This window comes from Jejudonia soesokkakensis (genome assembly GCF_042664795.1).
GTDB classification, from domain to species: Bacteria; Bacteroidota; Bacteroidia; order Flavobacteriales; family Flavobacteriaceae; genus Jejudonia; species Jejudonia soesokkakensis.
The window spans coordinates 266,394-282,734 of sequence record NZ_JBHTBN010000002.1 but is presented as its reverse complement, the minus strand read 5'-3'; the positions used below and the strand labels follow the sequence as shown (position 1 = coordinate 282,734).

At 36.6% G+C, this 16,341-nt stretch carries 10 protein-coding genes; 7 read left to right on the top strand and 3 right to left on the bottom strand.

What is annotated here, in order from left to right; all coding sequences use genetic code 11:
- Positions 1-571: 571 nt before the first annotated feature.
- On the top strand, positions 572-1,084 hold the full coding sequence (locus ACFQO1_RS05905) for a peptide-methionine (S)-S-oxide reductase (protein ID WP_380217058.1): 513 nt from the start codon (positions 572-574) through the stop codon (positions 1,082-1,084).
- Here the strand turns inward: ACFQO1_RS05905 and ACFQO1_RS05900 are convergent.
- Positions 1,079-1,783, bottom strand: a complete 705-nt coding sequence (locus tag ACFQO1_RS05900) for a hypothetical protein (protein ID WP_380217057.1) — start codon at positions 1,781-1,783, stop codon at positions 1,079-1,081. The two genes, ACFQO1_RS05905 and ACFQO1_RS05900, sit on opposite strands and share 6 nt — an antisense overlap.
- A gap of 158 nt (positions 1,784-1,941) precedes the next feature.
- Between ACFQO1_RS05900 and ACFQO1_RS05895 the strand changes: the two genes are divergently transcribed.
- Positions 1,942-7,026 carry a translocation/assembly module TamB domain-containing protein gene (locus ACFQO1_RS05895; protein WP_380217056.1) on the top strand — a complete coding sequence of 1,695 codons (5,085 nt, stop codon included), beginning with the start codon at positions 1,942-1,944 and terminating at the stop codon, positions 7,024-7,026.
- Positions 7,027-7,031: 5 nt separating this feature from the next.
- Entirely contained in the window at positions 7,032-9,329 is a 2,298-nt protein-coding gene (gene tamL / locus ACFQO1_RS05890) for a translocation and assembly module lipoprotein TamL (RefSeq protein ID WP_380217055.1), read from the top strand.
- Here tamL and rlmF read toward each other — a convergent pair.
- Positions 9,326-10,198 carry a 23S rRNA (adenine(1618)-N(6))-methyltransferase RlmF gene (gene rlmF, locus ACFQO1_RS05885; RefSeq protein ID WP_380217054.1) on the bottom strand — a complete coding sequence of 291 codons (873 nt, stop codon included), beginning with the start codon at positions 10,196-10,198 and terminating at the stop codon, positions 9,326-9,328. The genes tamL and rlmF overlap by 4 nt on opposite strands.
- 100 nt (positions 10,199-10,298) lie before the next feature.
- Here rlmF and ACFQO1_RS05880 point away from each other — a divergent pair, with 100 nt between their 5' ends.
- The 4 genes from ACFQO1_RS05880 to ACFQO1_RS05865 all read left to right on the top strand — a co-directional run bounded on the left by ACFQO1_RS05880 (position 10,299) and on the right by ACFQO1_RS05865 (position 15,377).
- Positions 10,299-10,760, top strand: coding sequence for a PepSY-like domain-containing protein (locus ACFQO1_RS05880; RefSeq protein ID WP_380217053.1), 462 nt, complete (start codon positions 10,299-10,301; stop codon positions 10,758-10,760).
- Between the two features lie 75 nt (positions 10,761-10,835).
- The gene (locus ACFQO1_RS05875; RefSeq protein ID WP_380217052.1) at positions 10,836-11,747 is read left to right on the top strand and encodes an EamA family transporter; all 912 of its coding nucleotides are present in this window, start codon (positions 10,836-10,838) and stop codon (positions 11,745-11,747) included.
- A 91-nt stretch (positions 11,748-11,838) separates the two neighbouring features.
- Positions 11,839-13,863, top strand: coding sequence for a M13 family metallopeptidase (locus ACFQO1_RS05870; RefSeq protein ID WP_380217051.1), 2,025 nt, complete (start codon positions 11,839-11,841; stop codon positions 13,861-13,863).
- A gap of 146 nt (positions 13,864-14,009) precedes the next feature.
- The gene (locus ACFQO1_RS05865; RefSeq protein ID WP_380217050.1) at positions 14,010-15,377 is read left to right on the top strand and encodes a vanadium-dependent haloperoxidase; all 1,368 of its coding nucleotides are present in this window, start codon (positions 14,010-14,012) and stop codon (positions 15,375-15,377) included.
- A 66-nt stretch (positions 15,378-15,443) separates the two neighbouring features.
- Here ACFQO1_RS05865 and ACFQO1_RS05860 read toward each other — a convergent pair whose 3' ends face one another.
- Positions 15,444-16,055: a DEAD/DEAH box helicase gene (locus tag ACFQO1_RS05860; RefSeq protein WP_380217049.1), complete on the bottom strand. Its 612-nt coding sequence runs from the start codon at positions 16,053-16,055 to the stop codon at positions 15,444-15,446.
- Between the last annotated feature and the right edge of the window lie 286 nt (positions 16,056-16,341).

Below are 16,341 nucleotides of genomic sequence, written 5' to 3'. Positions count from 1 at the left end.
CACTATCTGTGGATTGCATAACTACTCGCTTTTGCAAACTCCTCTAATTTTGTGTTGAAATTTTTAAACCTTTTGTTCCAAAGTTTTTTTAGATTTTTCATAATAGAAAGTTTTAAATTAGTATTCGTTTCTTTTAAAAACCAATGAGCGTGCCAAATATTAAAACTTGATTTGTGTATCCTTGTAACTAACTAATTTTCAGTGTCAAAAATTCTTTAAATAAATTTGCTGAATCAATAAACCTTTCGGTCATTTTTAAATGTTAGTTACCATTTTATATGACGTCTATAAAAAAAGGAAATACGTTACAAATAAAAACAATCAGTTTAACTTCAAGGATTCGACAAATACCTTTAGGCTATTCGGAAGGCATATATAAGAATAAAAAATACGGCATTACCCGGGGAGATTTCAATAGCGGGAATAGTATTAAAATATTTGCTAAAGAGTTGGCGGGTACTAATTTTATAAGCTTTAATTACTATAGTACTTCAACTTCAGACTTAGTAAAGCCCTGTGAGATGCCACATGAGAAAGTAATTCATTTCCTCACAAATTTCAAACCCATTGTATGATTTCTGAAACTCAAAAAATCGCCTTAGGTGGAGGCTGTCACTGGTGTACTGAAGCTGTTTTTCAATCCCTCAAGGGAGTCGTAAAAGTTGAACAGGGTTATGTCGCTTCCAAAGAGGAGAATGCTAGTTTTTCTGAAGCGGTTATTGTACATTTTTTTACGAAACAAAATTCGCTTCAGGCGTTAATAGAAATTCATTTACACACACATAAAAGTACTTCAAACCATTCTATGAGAGAAAAATATAGGTCTGCTATCTATGTATTTTCAGAAGAACAGAAAAAAGAATGCCAACAATTGCTAAGTGAACTACAATCAGATTTCAAAGATAAACTCATCACAAAAGTTCTATTTTTCAATGAGTTTAAACCTTCAAGAACACAAATTACTAACTACTATTTTAATAATCCCGAGAAACCTTTTTGTAGGCAGTTTATCAATCCGAAATTAAAACTACTCCTTGCTAACTTTTCAGAAAAAACCGAGACAGCTAAACTCGCTCACTTATAGAGAAAATGTAGCATCTCCAGTAGCATAATTAACCGTATAGGGGTCTGTGTATTTAAAAGCTTCAACCCAGTATTCTGAACTAATGATTCGATACGTTAAAGTTAATCCTCCATCAGATTCGAGCTGTGTTTGCCATAAAATGTGAGATGCTTCCTCCATTTCCTCTTCCTGTAAGTGTTCCTTATACAATCGATTAAGGACAACAGTTTCTGGTAACCCAAGCGCAATAACTTTTAAAATATTAGAAGGTTCAGATTTTTTAAATTCTTGTACGGCATGCTCGTTTGCAAAGGTTAACTGTACAGTCAACTCTACAGCTTCGGGATGTGGAAAAGTACCGCCACCAAAGGTTTTATAAAGCAAATCACCCACGATAAAAAACTGTTTATGCAATTCGATTCCGGCATATTCTTCCCAGGCTTTTTCGGTTTGCATTTCATTGCCCATATTCTGAATTTGCCCTTTATTGAGCTCATCTTTACTAAAGATATATTGCATTAGAAGTTCTGCCGCTTCATGTGGTTCTAGGTCAGATAGCGCCAAAATGGTCATTTCTTCCAGTTCATTTTCAGCTAAAGTAGCGACATCGTCGTATTCTAGAAGTTTTAATACTGCGGTAAAGTCTGTAGGTTTCCAGCTATCAGGTATTCTTTCAATAGTTTTGTATTGCTGTTTTATTATTTCAATCTTAGATTTCAAGATGTTTGTTTTTTAATTCCTTTCAAAATTAGATACCCATAAATTGATTTTGCTAAATATTTTCTTAAATGTTATGTTTTCTGTAACTTTTAATTGCTCAGAAAACAATATTTTGCATGCTCTTTGCTAAAAGAGAAAGAGAAGAATGTAAGTAGGCTTTGAAGAAAGAAAAAAAAGAACAAAATAAGAAGCAAAAGAAATTCAGGTGGCTCCGTAGAATTGCGAGAGTGATGCTTGGTATTTTAATATTTCTATTACTTCTTGTATTGTTTATTCGAAGTGAATGGGGACAGGGAATTATTGTGGATAAAGCAACAAAATACGTTTCCAATAAAACAAATACCAAAGTTGAAATTGAAAAGCTCTTTGTCACTTTTGATGGAGATATTTTGCTGAAAGGCCTGTACCTTGAAGATAAAAAAGGGGACACGCTTATCTATTCCCGCTATCTTGAAGCAGACATTCCACTTTTGCCAATCATTAGAGGCAATGGGATAGGAGTAGAGGCACTTGACTGGGAAGGGGTAAAAGCTACTATCACACGTACCGATTCCATCGAAGGGTATAACTTCCAATTCTTATTAGATGCTTTTGGAACCACAGACTCTACACCCGTTACTACAGATACTACCGCTGCGCCACTGAATATCATTTTGGGAGACCTACATCTAAAAGAGATTGATGTCACTTATAATGATGCCGTATTAGGAATTGAAAGTCGTTTTATGGTGGGTGAATTAGCGTTGGATATGAAAACGACCGATCTAGAAAATTTCAAGTTTGAAGCCTCTCAAGGAAATCTAGCCGATGCTACTATTAAATACATTCAAAACCCTGTTCCTGTTGATCCAAATGCACCACCAGCACCGCTTCCGTATTTAGCCATAGACGACCTCACAGTTACTAATTCTATGCTCAATTATGCATCTCCCGGCGACGGTATAGCAGCAGAATTGGGAATTGTACAACTTTTTGCTGAAGTCAATAGAGCTGATTTAGCCAACAACGATATCGATATTGGAGATTTTATTCTGAAGAATTCGATCATTAGAATTAAAACCGAAACGGAAGAAAACGAAATTACCGAAACTGCAAAAGAGGTAGTCGAAGAAGCTAAACAGGATATCGCAGCTTTTGAGTGGCCAAATTTTTTAATAGCAATCGACAATCTTGATCTAAGTAATAATGACATTAGTTATCAGGTGCGCAATGAGCAACCCGTAGCTGGAGTTTTTAATCCGAATGCTTTATTTCTGAAAGACCTACATCTAAAAGGAAATAATATCTTTTTAAAAGATAAACAAGCAGGATTTACTATTGAAAAGGGAACATTTAAAGAAGCCTCTGGCTTTACTCTGAAGGAATTGGCAGTAGATTTTAACGCAACCGACACCGATTTGTCAATCGAAGATTTGGTGCTTCAGGTCAATGAGAATAGAATTCGCGGACTTGCCACGTTACAATACTCGGAACTTTCAGCTTTAATAGAGGCCCCAGAAAAATCGTTAGTGAAAGTGATTGTTCCAGAGTTTCAAGTGGATATGAAGGAAGTATTTCAGTTTCAGCCAGAATTAAGAAAAAATAACTACTTAAAAACCCTGAGAAGAAAATATGTGACCGGAAATCTCAATGCGAACGGCTATCTTTCAGACATTAATATAGATAAAGCTAATGTATATTGGGGAAACACTTGGATTTCGGCCAATGGAACACTTAAAAATGCTACTAATCCGGACAATCTTCAGTTTAACTTTTCCCGTTTTTTAGCTGAAACGAAAAAGAAAGACTTACTGCTTTTTGTCGATGAAAAAGAATTGGGTGTCAACCTTCCGCAGGATATAAAGCTGACAGGAACAATTTCGGGAAGTCCGACAAATATTATCACAGATGCCAGATTGACGACTACCCAAGGAGTTGCAACGGTACAAGGATCTTTTAAAAATGATTCAAACATAGCGTTTGATGGAAATCTTAGTATTGAAAAATACCATTTGGAACAATTACTGGCAAATGATCAATTAGGTCCTATAAGTCTTACTGTAGAAGCTTCAGGAAGTGGAAGCACTATCAATACGCTCGATGCTACGATGGAAGCGAATATCTCAAGCTTTACATTGCCAGCGTACACTATTGAAGACCTTACCATCAACGGAACTTTTAAAAATGGAGAAGGAAAAATTCTTTCAAAATATAAAGACAATAATATCAATCTGGACCTTGCAGCCGATGTTATTTTAGATTCTATTGCTACGCAGGCAAATGTGAGTCTTAACTTAATTGGTGCAGATCTACAGGCATTGGGGCTTATGCAACGAGATGTGCGTACAGGGTTTAAACTAGATGCTGACTTTAACGGAAATCTAGAAAGCTACGATGTGATTTCTACTATGGGTGACGGTGTGGTGGTATATGATGATAAAACGTATTTGGTAGGAGGGGTGACGGCAACAGCACATGTTAGAAAGGATACCACCTCTATCTGGCTGGATAATAAATTATTGCATCTGGAGCTTGAGTCAAACACAGATCCTGTTACTTTTTCAAAATCGCTCCAACGACATGTATTTAGTTATTTTTATCGGGATACCGAAGTTCCAGATAGTATCGTAAATCCAGTAAAACTTAGTCTTAAAGGAAAAGTTCGCCAAGCACCTATCCTCAATGAAGTATTTCTTGTCAATATGCAGGACCTGGATACGGTAACTATTGCTGCCGACTTTGACGAGAAGGCACGAAAACTAAAAGCTAATGTTACAGCGCCTCATATTAACTATGCTGGAAACGAAATAGATAGTCTGTCTTTTTCTATGGATACCGATAAAGATAAATTTGTATTCGATTTAGGCTTTAAAGAAATTACGGCAGGCCCTTTAAATATTCAGCGCACAAAGATTGAAGGAAATCAAAATAATAATGAGTTAGATCTCGACTTTATCGCCTATCAAGATGATGAGAAATTAATTCAGATTAGAACTCAGATTACTGGAAAACGAGAACGCTTAGTTTTTCATGTGGTGCCAGATAGTTTAATTATTCAGAAGAATGCATGGCAAACGCCTGCCGATAACGAACTTATCCTAACTGAAAATAAAATTAATTTTAATAACTTTAGGTTCAGTCGTGGGAATCAATCGGTTGTTTTTAGTGATAATCTTCCTATCGAAAAAGATCATGTTGGAATCGATTTTGAAAACTTTGAACTTAGTGAATTTTTAAATTATTTAAACCCCGAAACCGAATTCGCCAGCGGAAATATGAACGGTCGCCTCGTCATAGAAGATGTTTTTGGAAATACTGGAATTTTAGCAGACCTTGATGTACGTAGTTTTAATGTTCTTGAAGTACCCTTAGGAACGATGAGTGTCGATGCAAAATCGCACGGCGGAAACAGTTATGACTTTAATGCCGCTGTCAAGGGAGGCGAGGTAGATTTAGAGGTACGAGGGGATTATGTTTCTGTCAATAATGAAGCCAATCTCGATCTTAATGTAATGATCAATCGATTTAACATGAAAGCCTTAGAAGGGTTTACTTTAGGTGAAATTAAAGATGCTGATGGAAGTTTTAAAGGAAGCTTTAAAGTAAGCGGTACACCAACGGCACCTAACTATGATGGGAATCTTACCTTTACAAATGCCGATTTGACCATTGTAAAACTGAATGCTCCTTTTACACTACAAAACGAAACACTTAACATTGACAATGCAGGAGTAGCAATGAATGGTTTTACTATTCGGGATGCTAACGGAAACACTTTTGTTGCTAGCGGCACTATAGGAACCGAAACCTTCATTAATCCTACTTTTGATCTACAGCTAAAGGCAGATGATTTTCAAGTGTTAAATGCTTCTGAAGATGATAATGACTTTTTATACGGAACCGCAAGTTTTGATGCCGACGCAGCAATCACAGGAGATTTACAAATTCCGGTAGTAAATATGACAGCCTCTGTCAATAGCAACACAGATATAACCTATATAATGCCTACAGCCACCGCAAATTTTGAAAGTAGAGACGGTGTGGTTGTTTTTGTCAACAGAGAAAATCCAGATGCCATTTTAACTCGAACTGAAGAAGAAACAGGAACCATTACAGGATTTGATATTTCGGCTTTAGTAAACGTTGGGAAAGACGCAAAAGTCAAGATCATTATTGATGAACAAACCGGAGATAATTTTCAGGTGTATGGAGAGGGAGATTTTAATTTTAAAATGAAACCGAATGGCCGAATGACACTTTCTGGTGTCTATGATGTTGCAGGCGGGCATTATGAAATGAATTTATACAATCTCGTCAACCGAAAGTTTACCTTAGCTCCAGGAAGCCGTGTTTCTTGGGCAGGTGATCCGTTTGATGCGAAATTGGATGTGAGAGCAATATACGATGTAGAAGCTTCGGCCTCTCCATTAATGGCGTCTGTGACTTCTGGATCTGACCCAGCCATTAAAACCAGATTTCGTCAAGTACTTCCGTTTTATGTGTATCTTAATGTGGATGGCGAATTATTACAACCTAAAATTTCTTTCAGCTTAGATATGCCTGAAGATGAACAGGGAGCGATTGGCGGACAAGTTTACGGTCGTGTACAACAACTAAATTCGCAAGAAGCAGAATTAAACAAACAAGTATTTTCATTATTAGTACTCAATCGCTTTTATCCAGAACCTGGAAGCGACGGTAGTAGAGGAGGGGCAGCAGCGATTGCCAGAGATAATATCAATGATGCTTTGTCGGATCAACTCAATGTATTTTCAGATAAATTACTGGGAGATACAGGTGTAGAACTTGATTTTGGCCTTGATAGTTATACCGATTATCAGGGTGATAGTCCGCAGGAACGAACCCAACTGGATATTGCAGCTCAGAAAAAATTATTTAATGACAGATTGATTGTACGCGTGGGTAGCGAAGTAGATATTCAAGGGAGCAGTGCATCGGGAGAAAATACTGCGTTGATTGGAAATGTAAGTTTAGAATATATTCTTACTGAAAATGGCCGCTACCGATTAAAAGGTTTCCGAAGAAATGAGTTCGAAAATGTGATTGATGGACAAACGGTCGTAAGCGGAATTGCGCTTATTTTTACACAAGAGTTCAATAAGTTTGATGAGCTCTGGAAAGCCATTTTGAGCAAACGAACCGAAGAAGAAAAAGAAGCGGCAAAAGCAGCAAAAGAAGCCGAGAAAAAAGCGGAAGAAGAAAATGAAGGAGATGGTACAGATACAGATAATAAAAATGAATAAACTTTTTGAAACCAACTACGACCTATAAAATCTATGTGCTTTTAGCCTTTGCAGTTATATTGCAGGCTTGCTCTGTAAACCGTTTTATTCCTGAAGATGAATTACTGTTTACAGGCTATGATGTGACTGTAGAATCGCAAACCGATTCTATTGTAAAAGACAAAGCCCAATTAAAAGCAGCTTTGGAAAAGGTATTGTTGCCCGAAGCCAATTCTAAATTTTTAGGAGGTTACCCTGGCCTTTATTATTACTATAAAGTGCAGGATTCTACACCAGGCTTTTTAAATAAATGGCTGTACAAGCAGTTTGGAGAAGAACCCATTTATAAAAGCGACATAGAAAAGTACGAGATTGAGAAATTATTACTTAACCGATTGGATAATCGCGGTTTCTTCTACAGTACTGCTTCTTCACGATTTGTAAATGATACGGTAAAGAAAACAGCCTTTATTAAGTATACGGTAAAGGTTTCAGAGCCTTACAGACAGGAGACATACCAATTAGACAGTGTGCCGCAACCTTTATATGGAACGCTTCAGGAAAGCGTTGCTAACACTAAATTAATGGATGGATTCCGATTTGATCTTTCTAATTTAAAATTAGAAAGAGAACGAATTGATTCCGAAGTAAAAAATAAAGGCTACTATAACTTTAATCCTAGTTTTCTCATCTTTGAAACCGATACCAATCAGTATGATAACAAGAGATTTGATTTGTTTTTAAAATTAAAAAAAGACATTCCTACCAAAGGAATTGTTCCTTATAAAGTCTCAAAAATAAATGTGTATCCTAATTATGATCTCAAAACTGACTCTTTACAAACCGACACCCTCCGTTTTGAGAATAAGAACTATATAAGACAAGGCGAGGAATTTTTTAAACCTAAATTTCTTGATCCTTTTATTACCATTAAAGAGGGAGCATTATACAGTCCCACAGATTCTAGAAATACTTCCCGAAGATTATCAACTATTGGAGCTTATAAGTTTGTGAACATTCAATATGTTGAAAAAGACAGTACTTTAACAGACAGTTTAGGAATTCTGGAGGCCAATATTTATCTATCACCTTTAAATAAACGTGCCATTAGAGCTGAATTACAAGCTGTTTCAAAATCAAATAATTTTGCGGGGCCTGCACTAGGTCTTACTTTTTCTAACCGAAATCTTTTTAAAGGAGGTGAAACACTCAATATTACAGCCAGTGCAGGATATGAAGTGCAACTTTCTAGTGGCGGTGATCAATCGGGCTTGACGAGTATTGAGTTGGGCTTAAAATCGGAACTTATTTTTCCGCGGGTTATCTCACCCTTCAAAATTAATGAAGACTTTTTTGAATATAGCATTCCAAAAACAATTACAGGACTTGGAGTAGAATATTTGAGTCGAAGTAAACTCTATACATTACTATCTGGAACCGCTAAATTTGGTTATGTCTGGAATGCCAACAGATATATTACTCATGAGATTAATCCTATTTCGATTAATTATACCCGGCTAACAAATACGACTCCAGAGTTTCAAGCTATTCTGGACGATAATCCATTTTTGGCGCGTAGTTTTGAACAACAGTTTATTTCGGGTTTGACTTATTTGTTTATTTACAACGGAATGGTTGATACACAAAAAACCCATCAAATCTATTTTAACGGAACACTGGACGTAGCAGGAAATTCTATTAGTTTACTGTCTCAAGAAGAAACACCTGGCGAGCCTAAGACTTTTTTAGGAACCGAATATGCTCAATATGCAAAAGTAGATGCCGATATTCGGTATCATTTTAATTTTGGGAAGGAACAAAAAATTGCAACTCGCTTATTTGCTGGCTATGGCTATGCCTACGGAAACTCAGACGTGTTGCCTTATATCAAACAATATTTTAGTGGTGGACCTTATAGTGTTCGCGCATTTCGAATTCGCTCCTTAGGACCGGGCACGTTTCCAAACGATGCAGAATCTGTAAATGGCTCTTTTTTCGATCAGACAGGAAATATACGCTTGGAAGCCAACATTGAATATCGGTTCCCAATTTTCGGATTTGTGAAAGGAGCTGTGTTTGCAGATGCTGGTAATATCTGGTTGTCTAAAGAAAATGAAGCCTTACCAGGCGGAAAATTTACAGGAGATATCTTTAATGAGTTAGGTATGGGAACCGGATTTGGAATTCGTGTCGATGTACAGGGCTTTGTCATTCGGTTTGATCTGGCTGCTCCTTTCCATGACCCCGGAGAACCCGAGGGGGAACGATTTGATTTTAAAGTAAGTGAGCCTGTGCTCAATTTTGCGATTGGCTATCCGTTTTAATAGTTCCAGACCAACAAGTGACTAATTTTATTACCAATACTCATTTTAATGGTTTGATGGGTCGCTTTTAATTTGTCTAGTTGCTTATATAGTTTGTTTAAATTAGAAGCATTTGACACTAAAGTCGTAAAAATTCCCACTTGATTTTTATAAGATACAGATTGTTTGATCATCCGTTTTATAAATAACGCTTCTCCGCCATTACACCACAATTCATGGGATTGCCCTCCAAAATTTAACAATACATCTTTCTTGGTTTTAAATGCGATTTTGTCTTCGGAAAGATTTCGGAGTTTGCGCAGTGTTTCTTTGGTAGCCGCTTCTTCGGAAGGGTAAAAAGGTGGATTGCAGACTGTAAAATCAAAATATTCGTCGGGTTTTATAATTCCTTTAAAAATATGGGCATTGTCATTTTGATGACGAATCTCTATCTTTTCTGAAAGTCCTTCAGTAGCATTTACATTTTCAATTGCTGAAGCGACAGCATTGATGTCAATATCGCATCCCACCATCTTCCAATTGAATGCCTGTGCGCCTAGCAAGCAATATATAGCATTCGCTCCTGTACCAATGTCAAGTCCCTTAACTGTTTCCGAAGCAGTTTCAGAAAGTAAATCCTTGATGTAGTGCAGGTAGTCTACACGACCTGGAATAGGAGGACAGAGGTAATGTGCTGGGATATTCCAGTCGGTAACTTTATAATGATGCTTTAGGAGCGCCTTGTTTAAATTGTATACAGCTTCTGGGGTACTAAAATCGATGGTTTCGGTTCCATGATCATTTATAAAAACGTAGGCAGACAAAGGTTGGTGTGTTTTTATAAGCGCTTTAAAATGGTAGGAATCACGATGAATATTGTTAGGATGCAAAAGCTTTTCATTTAAGCTAACGAAGATAGTGTTAATATTAAACAAATAGAACATTGAATTCTACTAGGTATAGGTAATTTTATCTTCTTAAAATTGTAGTATGAAAAATATAGGAGTGATTCTTGTGATGTTATGCACAGTGGCCATAAGTAGTTGTCAAGAAAATAGTAACCATAAAAATGATTCTGAAAAAACAACGGTTTCTGAAGTTCCAAAAGCTGTACAAAAAGCATTTGTAGAGAAATATCCTGGTGAAAACGATCCTGATTGGGCTATTGACGCCCATGGAAACTGGGAATCCCATTTTAAAATTGATGGTGAAAAATACAGAGCAGATTATGCGAGCGATGGTAGCTGGATAGAAACTGAAAATTCGATCAAAAAAGAGAATCTTCCAGATGCGATCAAAACTGCGATAAAAAAGAACTATGGGGATTTAAAAATCACCGAAGTAGAACACGTAACGTCTGCAACTAAAGGTGAGTTTTATGACGTTGAGTTTAAGCAGAAAGGGAAGAATAAAGATGTAGAATTTAGAGCCGATGGTTCTGAACTAAATTAATACTAGTTTTTTTATTATTAGGATTCTATTTGGTGTACATTCGTCAACTAGTACCCGTAGCCTAACCAGACCTGAATGCAAAAAAAGACACTTCTTTTAGTACTTTCCTTTTTTTCAATATACGTTTTCTGGGGTTCCACTTATTTATTGAATAAAATTTCGGTACAGGAATTGCCACCTTTAATGTTGTCAAGTATCCGATTTGTAATTGCAGGAGTACTCATATTTATCATTGCTAAAATGTTAGGATATTCATTAAAGATTAACCAGCAACAGTTTGTCAATTCCTTAATCGCAGGATTCTTATTTTTAGGATATGGCAATGGTGTAATGGTGTGGTCTTTAAAGCACGTAGATAGTGGATTTGCTGCTTTGGAAGCTTCTACACAGCCCATCGTCATTTTAATTTTAATGCGAATTCTTTATGGTAAGAAAATCAAATTAAAATCGGTTATTGGTGTTATTTTAGGCATTACAGGTATCATCCTATTGGTAGGTCAAAAGGCAATGACAACAGATGATGGTAGAATTTTCTGGATCTTGATGATTTTTACCTGTGTTCTTAGCTGGAGTGCCGGGAGTCTTTTTGTAGCCAAAGCTACGTTGCCTAAAAACTTTTTTATTGCAACGGGGTATCAGATGTTTTTTGGAGGAATCATGCTAGGTATTTCAAGTGTGTTGTTTGGCGAACAGTGGATTGCTCCAACCGAATGGAGCCCTACCGTTATTTGGGCAATTATTGGCTTGATTCTCTTTGGTAGTATTGCCGCCTTTACTTCCTTCAATTATTTACTTAAGCAGGTTTCTACCGAAAAAGTGGCAACGTCTGCCTATATCAATCCAATCATTGCCGTATTGCTAGGGTGGTTAGTATTAAATGAAAATCTTTCGCTTCAGTCCATCATAGCAGCAGGAATTTTGTTATTGGGAGTTTATTTTATTAACAGCGCAAAGCGAGAAAGCAAAGTGAGGACTTTCAGAAGCTAGTGATCTGTAGTAGTTAGTATACTTCGTGCTTTTCAGCGATATTTCCAAAACAAATAATATGTATCTTTGAGAAAATATAACTTCATAACCAATGAAAAAATTACTCTACCTATCGCTAATCACTTGCTTTTTTATTTCCTGTAAAGAAGAAAAACCTTCAGTTGAAGACACTGCTCAAAGAGGTCCCGTTGTATTTGACGGAATTACAGACTCAATTCAACCAGGAGATAATTTCTTTGACCATGTCAATAAACAATGGATGGATAATGCTGTTATTGCAGAGGATCAAGTTGGAGTAGGGGCCTACCGTTTTCTAAACATTCCGCAGCAAGAATTATTAAAAAACATTCTCGAAGAAGTTTCCGAAGGGGACTACGAAAAAGGAAGTATCGAACAACAAGTAGGTGATTTTTATGCTTCAGGAATGGATACCGTTCAAATTAATGAAAGAGGGATCACGCCTATACAACCTATTCTTGATCGTATTGAAGCCATTAACGATTTTCCTGCTGTCATGCAGTTTGTTGCAGAACAGATCAAAGTAGGAGATTATTCTTTGATTCGCCCTTATATTTCACCTGATCAGAAAAACAGTAAACTCAATATTCTTCATTTTAGTCAGACAGGTTTAGGATTACCCGATCGTGATTATTATTTTGGAGAAAGTCCTTCCGTGGTAGAAATTCAAGAGGCTTATAAAACCTACCTAGCGACTCTTCTTGAATTGGTTGGAGAAGAGAATGCGCAACAAAAGGCTGCTACAGTTTACGCAATTGAAAAACAACTTGCGGAAGCTCATAAAACGCGAATCGAGCGCAGAATTGTTAAGGAAAATTATCATAAAATGGTAACTTCAGAAATTAATTTGAGTCAGCCAAATATTAGCTGGAAAACACTATTATACAGATTAGGAGCTGAAGTTGATTCGGTGAATATTGCCCAGCCAGCGTATTATGAAAAACTAAACAATATGCTGCTTTCTGTTCCTGTCGAAGATTGGAGATTGTATTTAAAAGCACATTCAATTGCGTCTCATGATGGAATTTTAAGCACGCCTTTTCAAGATGCCGCCTTTGCCTATTCGAAAGTAGTTTCAGGACAGTCTGAGCAGCAACCTCGAGCTAAGTTGATGACTCGTCGTGTAGATCAGCAGATGGGATTTGCTTTAGGGCAACTCTACGTAAAACGCTACTTTAATGAAGACGCTAAAGAGCGTGCTTTGGAACTAGTCAATAACTTTCAGAAAACATTAGAAACACGTATCGAACAGCTGGATTGGATGAGCGATAGCACAAAAGTAAAAGCAAAAGAAAAGCTATTTGCAATTAAGAAGAAAATTGGATATCCAGATGTATGGCGTGAATATGATGTAACAATTGACCGAAATAAATTTTTTGAAAATGTTGTAGCATTACGAGAAGATGATTATCAATATGAACTGGCACAATTAAATAAAGCACCTAATAGGGACGAATGGCATACAACACCTTCAACGGTGACCGCCTATTACAACCCATCGCTAAACGAAATTGTATTTCCAGCAGGAATTCTTCAGGAGCCTTATTTTGATCTGTATGCAGATGATGCGGTAAATTATGGAGGCATCGGAATGGTGATAGGACATGAGTATACTCATGCTTTTGATGACCAAGGCGCTCAATATGACAAAGATGGAAATGTATCTAATTGGTGGACCGAAGAGGACTATACAAAATTTAAGGAAAAGACACAGCAGATCGTTGATCAATATAGTGGCTTTACAGTATTGGATAGTGTTCCTTTAAAAGGCGCATTGACAGTAGGAGAGAATACAGCAGATAATGGAGGAATTGCCATTGCGTATGATGCTTTTAAAAGAACCGAGCAGGGTAAAAACGGAGAACCCATTGGCGGATTTACACCAGATCAACGTTTTTTCCTATCTATAGCACGTATTTGGAGAGTAAAAACACGTGATGAATACCTCCGCAACTATGTAGCCACCGATTCTCATTCGCCACCTATTTGGCGTGTCAACGGTCCTTTAATGAATTTCACACCTTTTTATACTGCTTTTGAAGTAGAGGAGGGGCAGACCAATTATAGAAAAGAGGAGGAGCGTATAAAGATCTGGTAATCTCTTAGTATTTAAAGAAATTAATTTTGAATATGCATTAAACTGAAAGTTTAGGGGCATCCTGGTATTTTGCTTATTAAATGTTAAATTTTTCCAAAAAAAAATCTATTTTTGCTGATAATACATAATGAAATAGATATAACATCATGAAATTTTTTAATAGTAAAACACTGTTAATTACAGTGTTAGCAGTATTAGTACTTCAATCCTGTTCTAACGATGACAATATTGATGACACAGTTGCAGACGCTACTTTAACTATTGATCTTATTAAAGACTGGAATGATCTCTGGTTAGAAGTAGATCGTCATGCGTATGGCATGCGCCCAACTTCTACTGCAAGAGCTTTAGCCTATATTCATTTAGCTGGTTATGAAACTGCTTTGGCAGATATGGATGGCTATACTTCAAATCAAAACAGGCTAGAAAATTTTACCGTTGATGCAAATCAGAGAGCAGCAAATGTAGATTTAAATTTGGCTTTAAGCACCACGTATGCAGTTACAATGGATCATTTTATGCTGAATGTAGATGCAGCGACAGATGCAAAAATAGGACAGCTTAAGGCTACGATGGAAGCTGACCTTTCTTTAGGATTAAGTAACTCAGAAATTACCAATTCCATTGCTTGGGGAACCTATGTTGCTAATCAAGTGATAGCGTATAGTCAAACAGATATTGCTGCAGAACAACAGATTCATGATCCACAACCTATAAGTTATGTACCGCCGGTAGGACCAGGCTATTGGACTTTTAGTGCAGATCCTGAACGTGCGTTATTTCCATATTGGGGGGAAGTACGAACGTTTGTGATATCTTCAGATCAAACCACGAGTGTTGCCCCTAATTTAACATATAGTACAGACCCTACAAGTGATTATTATGCAGAAATGAATGAAGTCTATTTAGTGAATAATGAAGCCAAACTTGAACTTAATGATGATTTATGGATTGCAGAATTTTGGTCTGATGATGTAGAAGGAATGATGATGAGTCCTCCAGGGCGTATGATTTCGATTGCAAATCAATTGGTAGTACAAAATGATTTAAGTTACGAGCGAACTTTAGCCATGTTTTTACGATTAGGATTTTCATTAAATGATGCTGCAGTCTCTGCATGGGCAGACAAATATGAATACATGGTGATGCGTCCAAGTGTGTATATTCAAGAACATATTGATCCAGATTTTGAAACAAACCTGTACAGATTTATTTATTGGCCTAATCCTTCCTTTCCAGGGTATCCATCAGGTCATTCTACCTTTGCTTCGGCAGCCGCAGGTATATTTATTAATGAATTTGGAGACACTATCAACTTTACAGATCGTACCCATGAGGGAAGAACCGAATTTGGCGGAACACCAAGAGAATATAATTCTCTTTCGTCCATGGCACAAGAAAATGCGTATTCCAGAATTCCTTTGGGTGTTCATATGCGAATGGATTGTACAGAAGGATATCGTCTTGGATATGAAATATCTGATGCAGTCATTGATTTTGATCTGAATAACTAAAATATTTTTTAATAGCCTATCTAAAAACCTGTCTGTTAGACAGGTTTTTTTATGAACGGTTAAAGACTATAATCTAATTTTCTTTGAGTATTCCATAAAATGATCTTCAAAGCGTCTAAGCATTGGATGCATTTTTTCTGCATACAGCACATATTGACATTTTTTAATACTCTGTGTTATTGATAACATAGCTGCATAAGCCGATTGCTTTACCAAGAATTCGGCATCATCAACACTAAAGATCTTTAATTCGGAAATGCTCACGCCATTCATTAAAAAAAGGGTATTCATTGATTTGGGTGTAGAGATAAGAATATCGATGCCCATAAAGATTTCAGATTTTTGTATATCTACATGAAGTTGTTCGTGTCCAACATAAACGCGTAAAGGTGTATGTTGCGTATAGGCTAAAAAAGCCACATACAATTCGATCGCTCTTTCCTTATCCTGAGCGAGTACAACTGCTCTGGGAGCATTACCAACGGCTTCAAATTTTAATCTGTTAAGCGTAGTAAGGATAAGTGTAGTTGTTTTTCCGCTGTCTTTAGGTGCTGTACAAAAAACGTTTATTCCACTTTTTATCACAGGAATGCTCTTGCATTGTAGTGGAGTAGGGGACTCAATTTGAAATGATGCTAACTTTTCTTGTAGCTGTGGATGTAGTTTTTTAAATGGCATGCGGTAAAGATACATGCTATATTTTTTATAAATGGTTTAAAGAAGTTTCTTTGCTTATAATGCTGATTGAAAAGTAGTCACTCTTCAGTAAAAAATTGATGAACCCTATCACAAATAAGTAGAAGATATTGCAGGTGGCAATATTCCACATAAGTTATTGATTATCAATAGATAAATTGAGGTTATCGCAGGCTTACTTTGCTATAAAACAAAGCAAATAATAAGAAGATATTTATCATTAAAGTTTTACTACCTAAAGCCTTTTATTTTTTGGAATAGCCTGTAC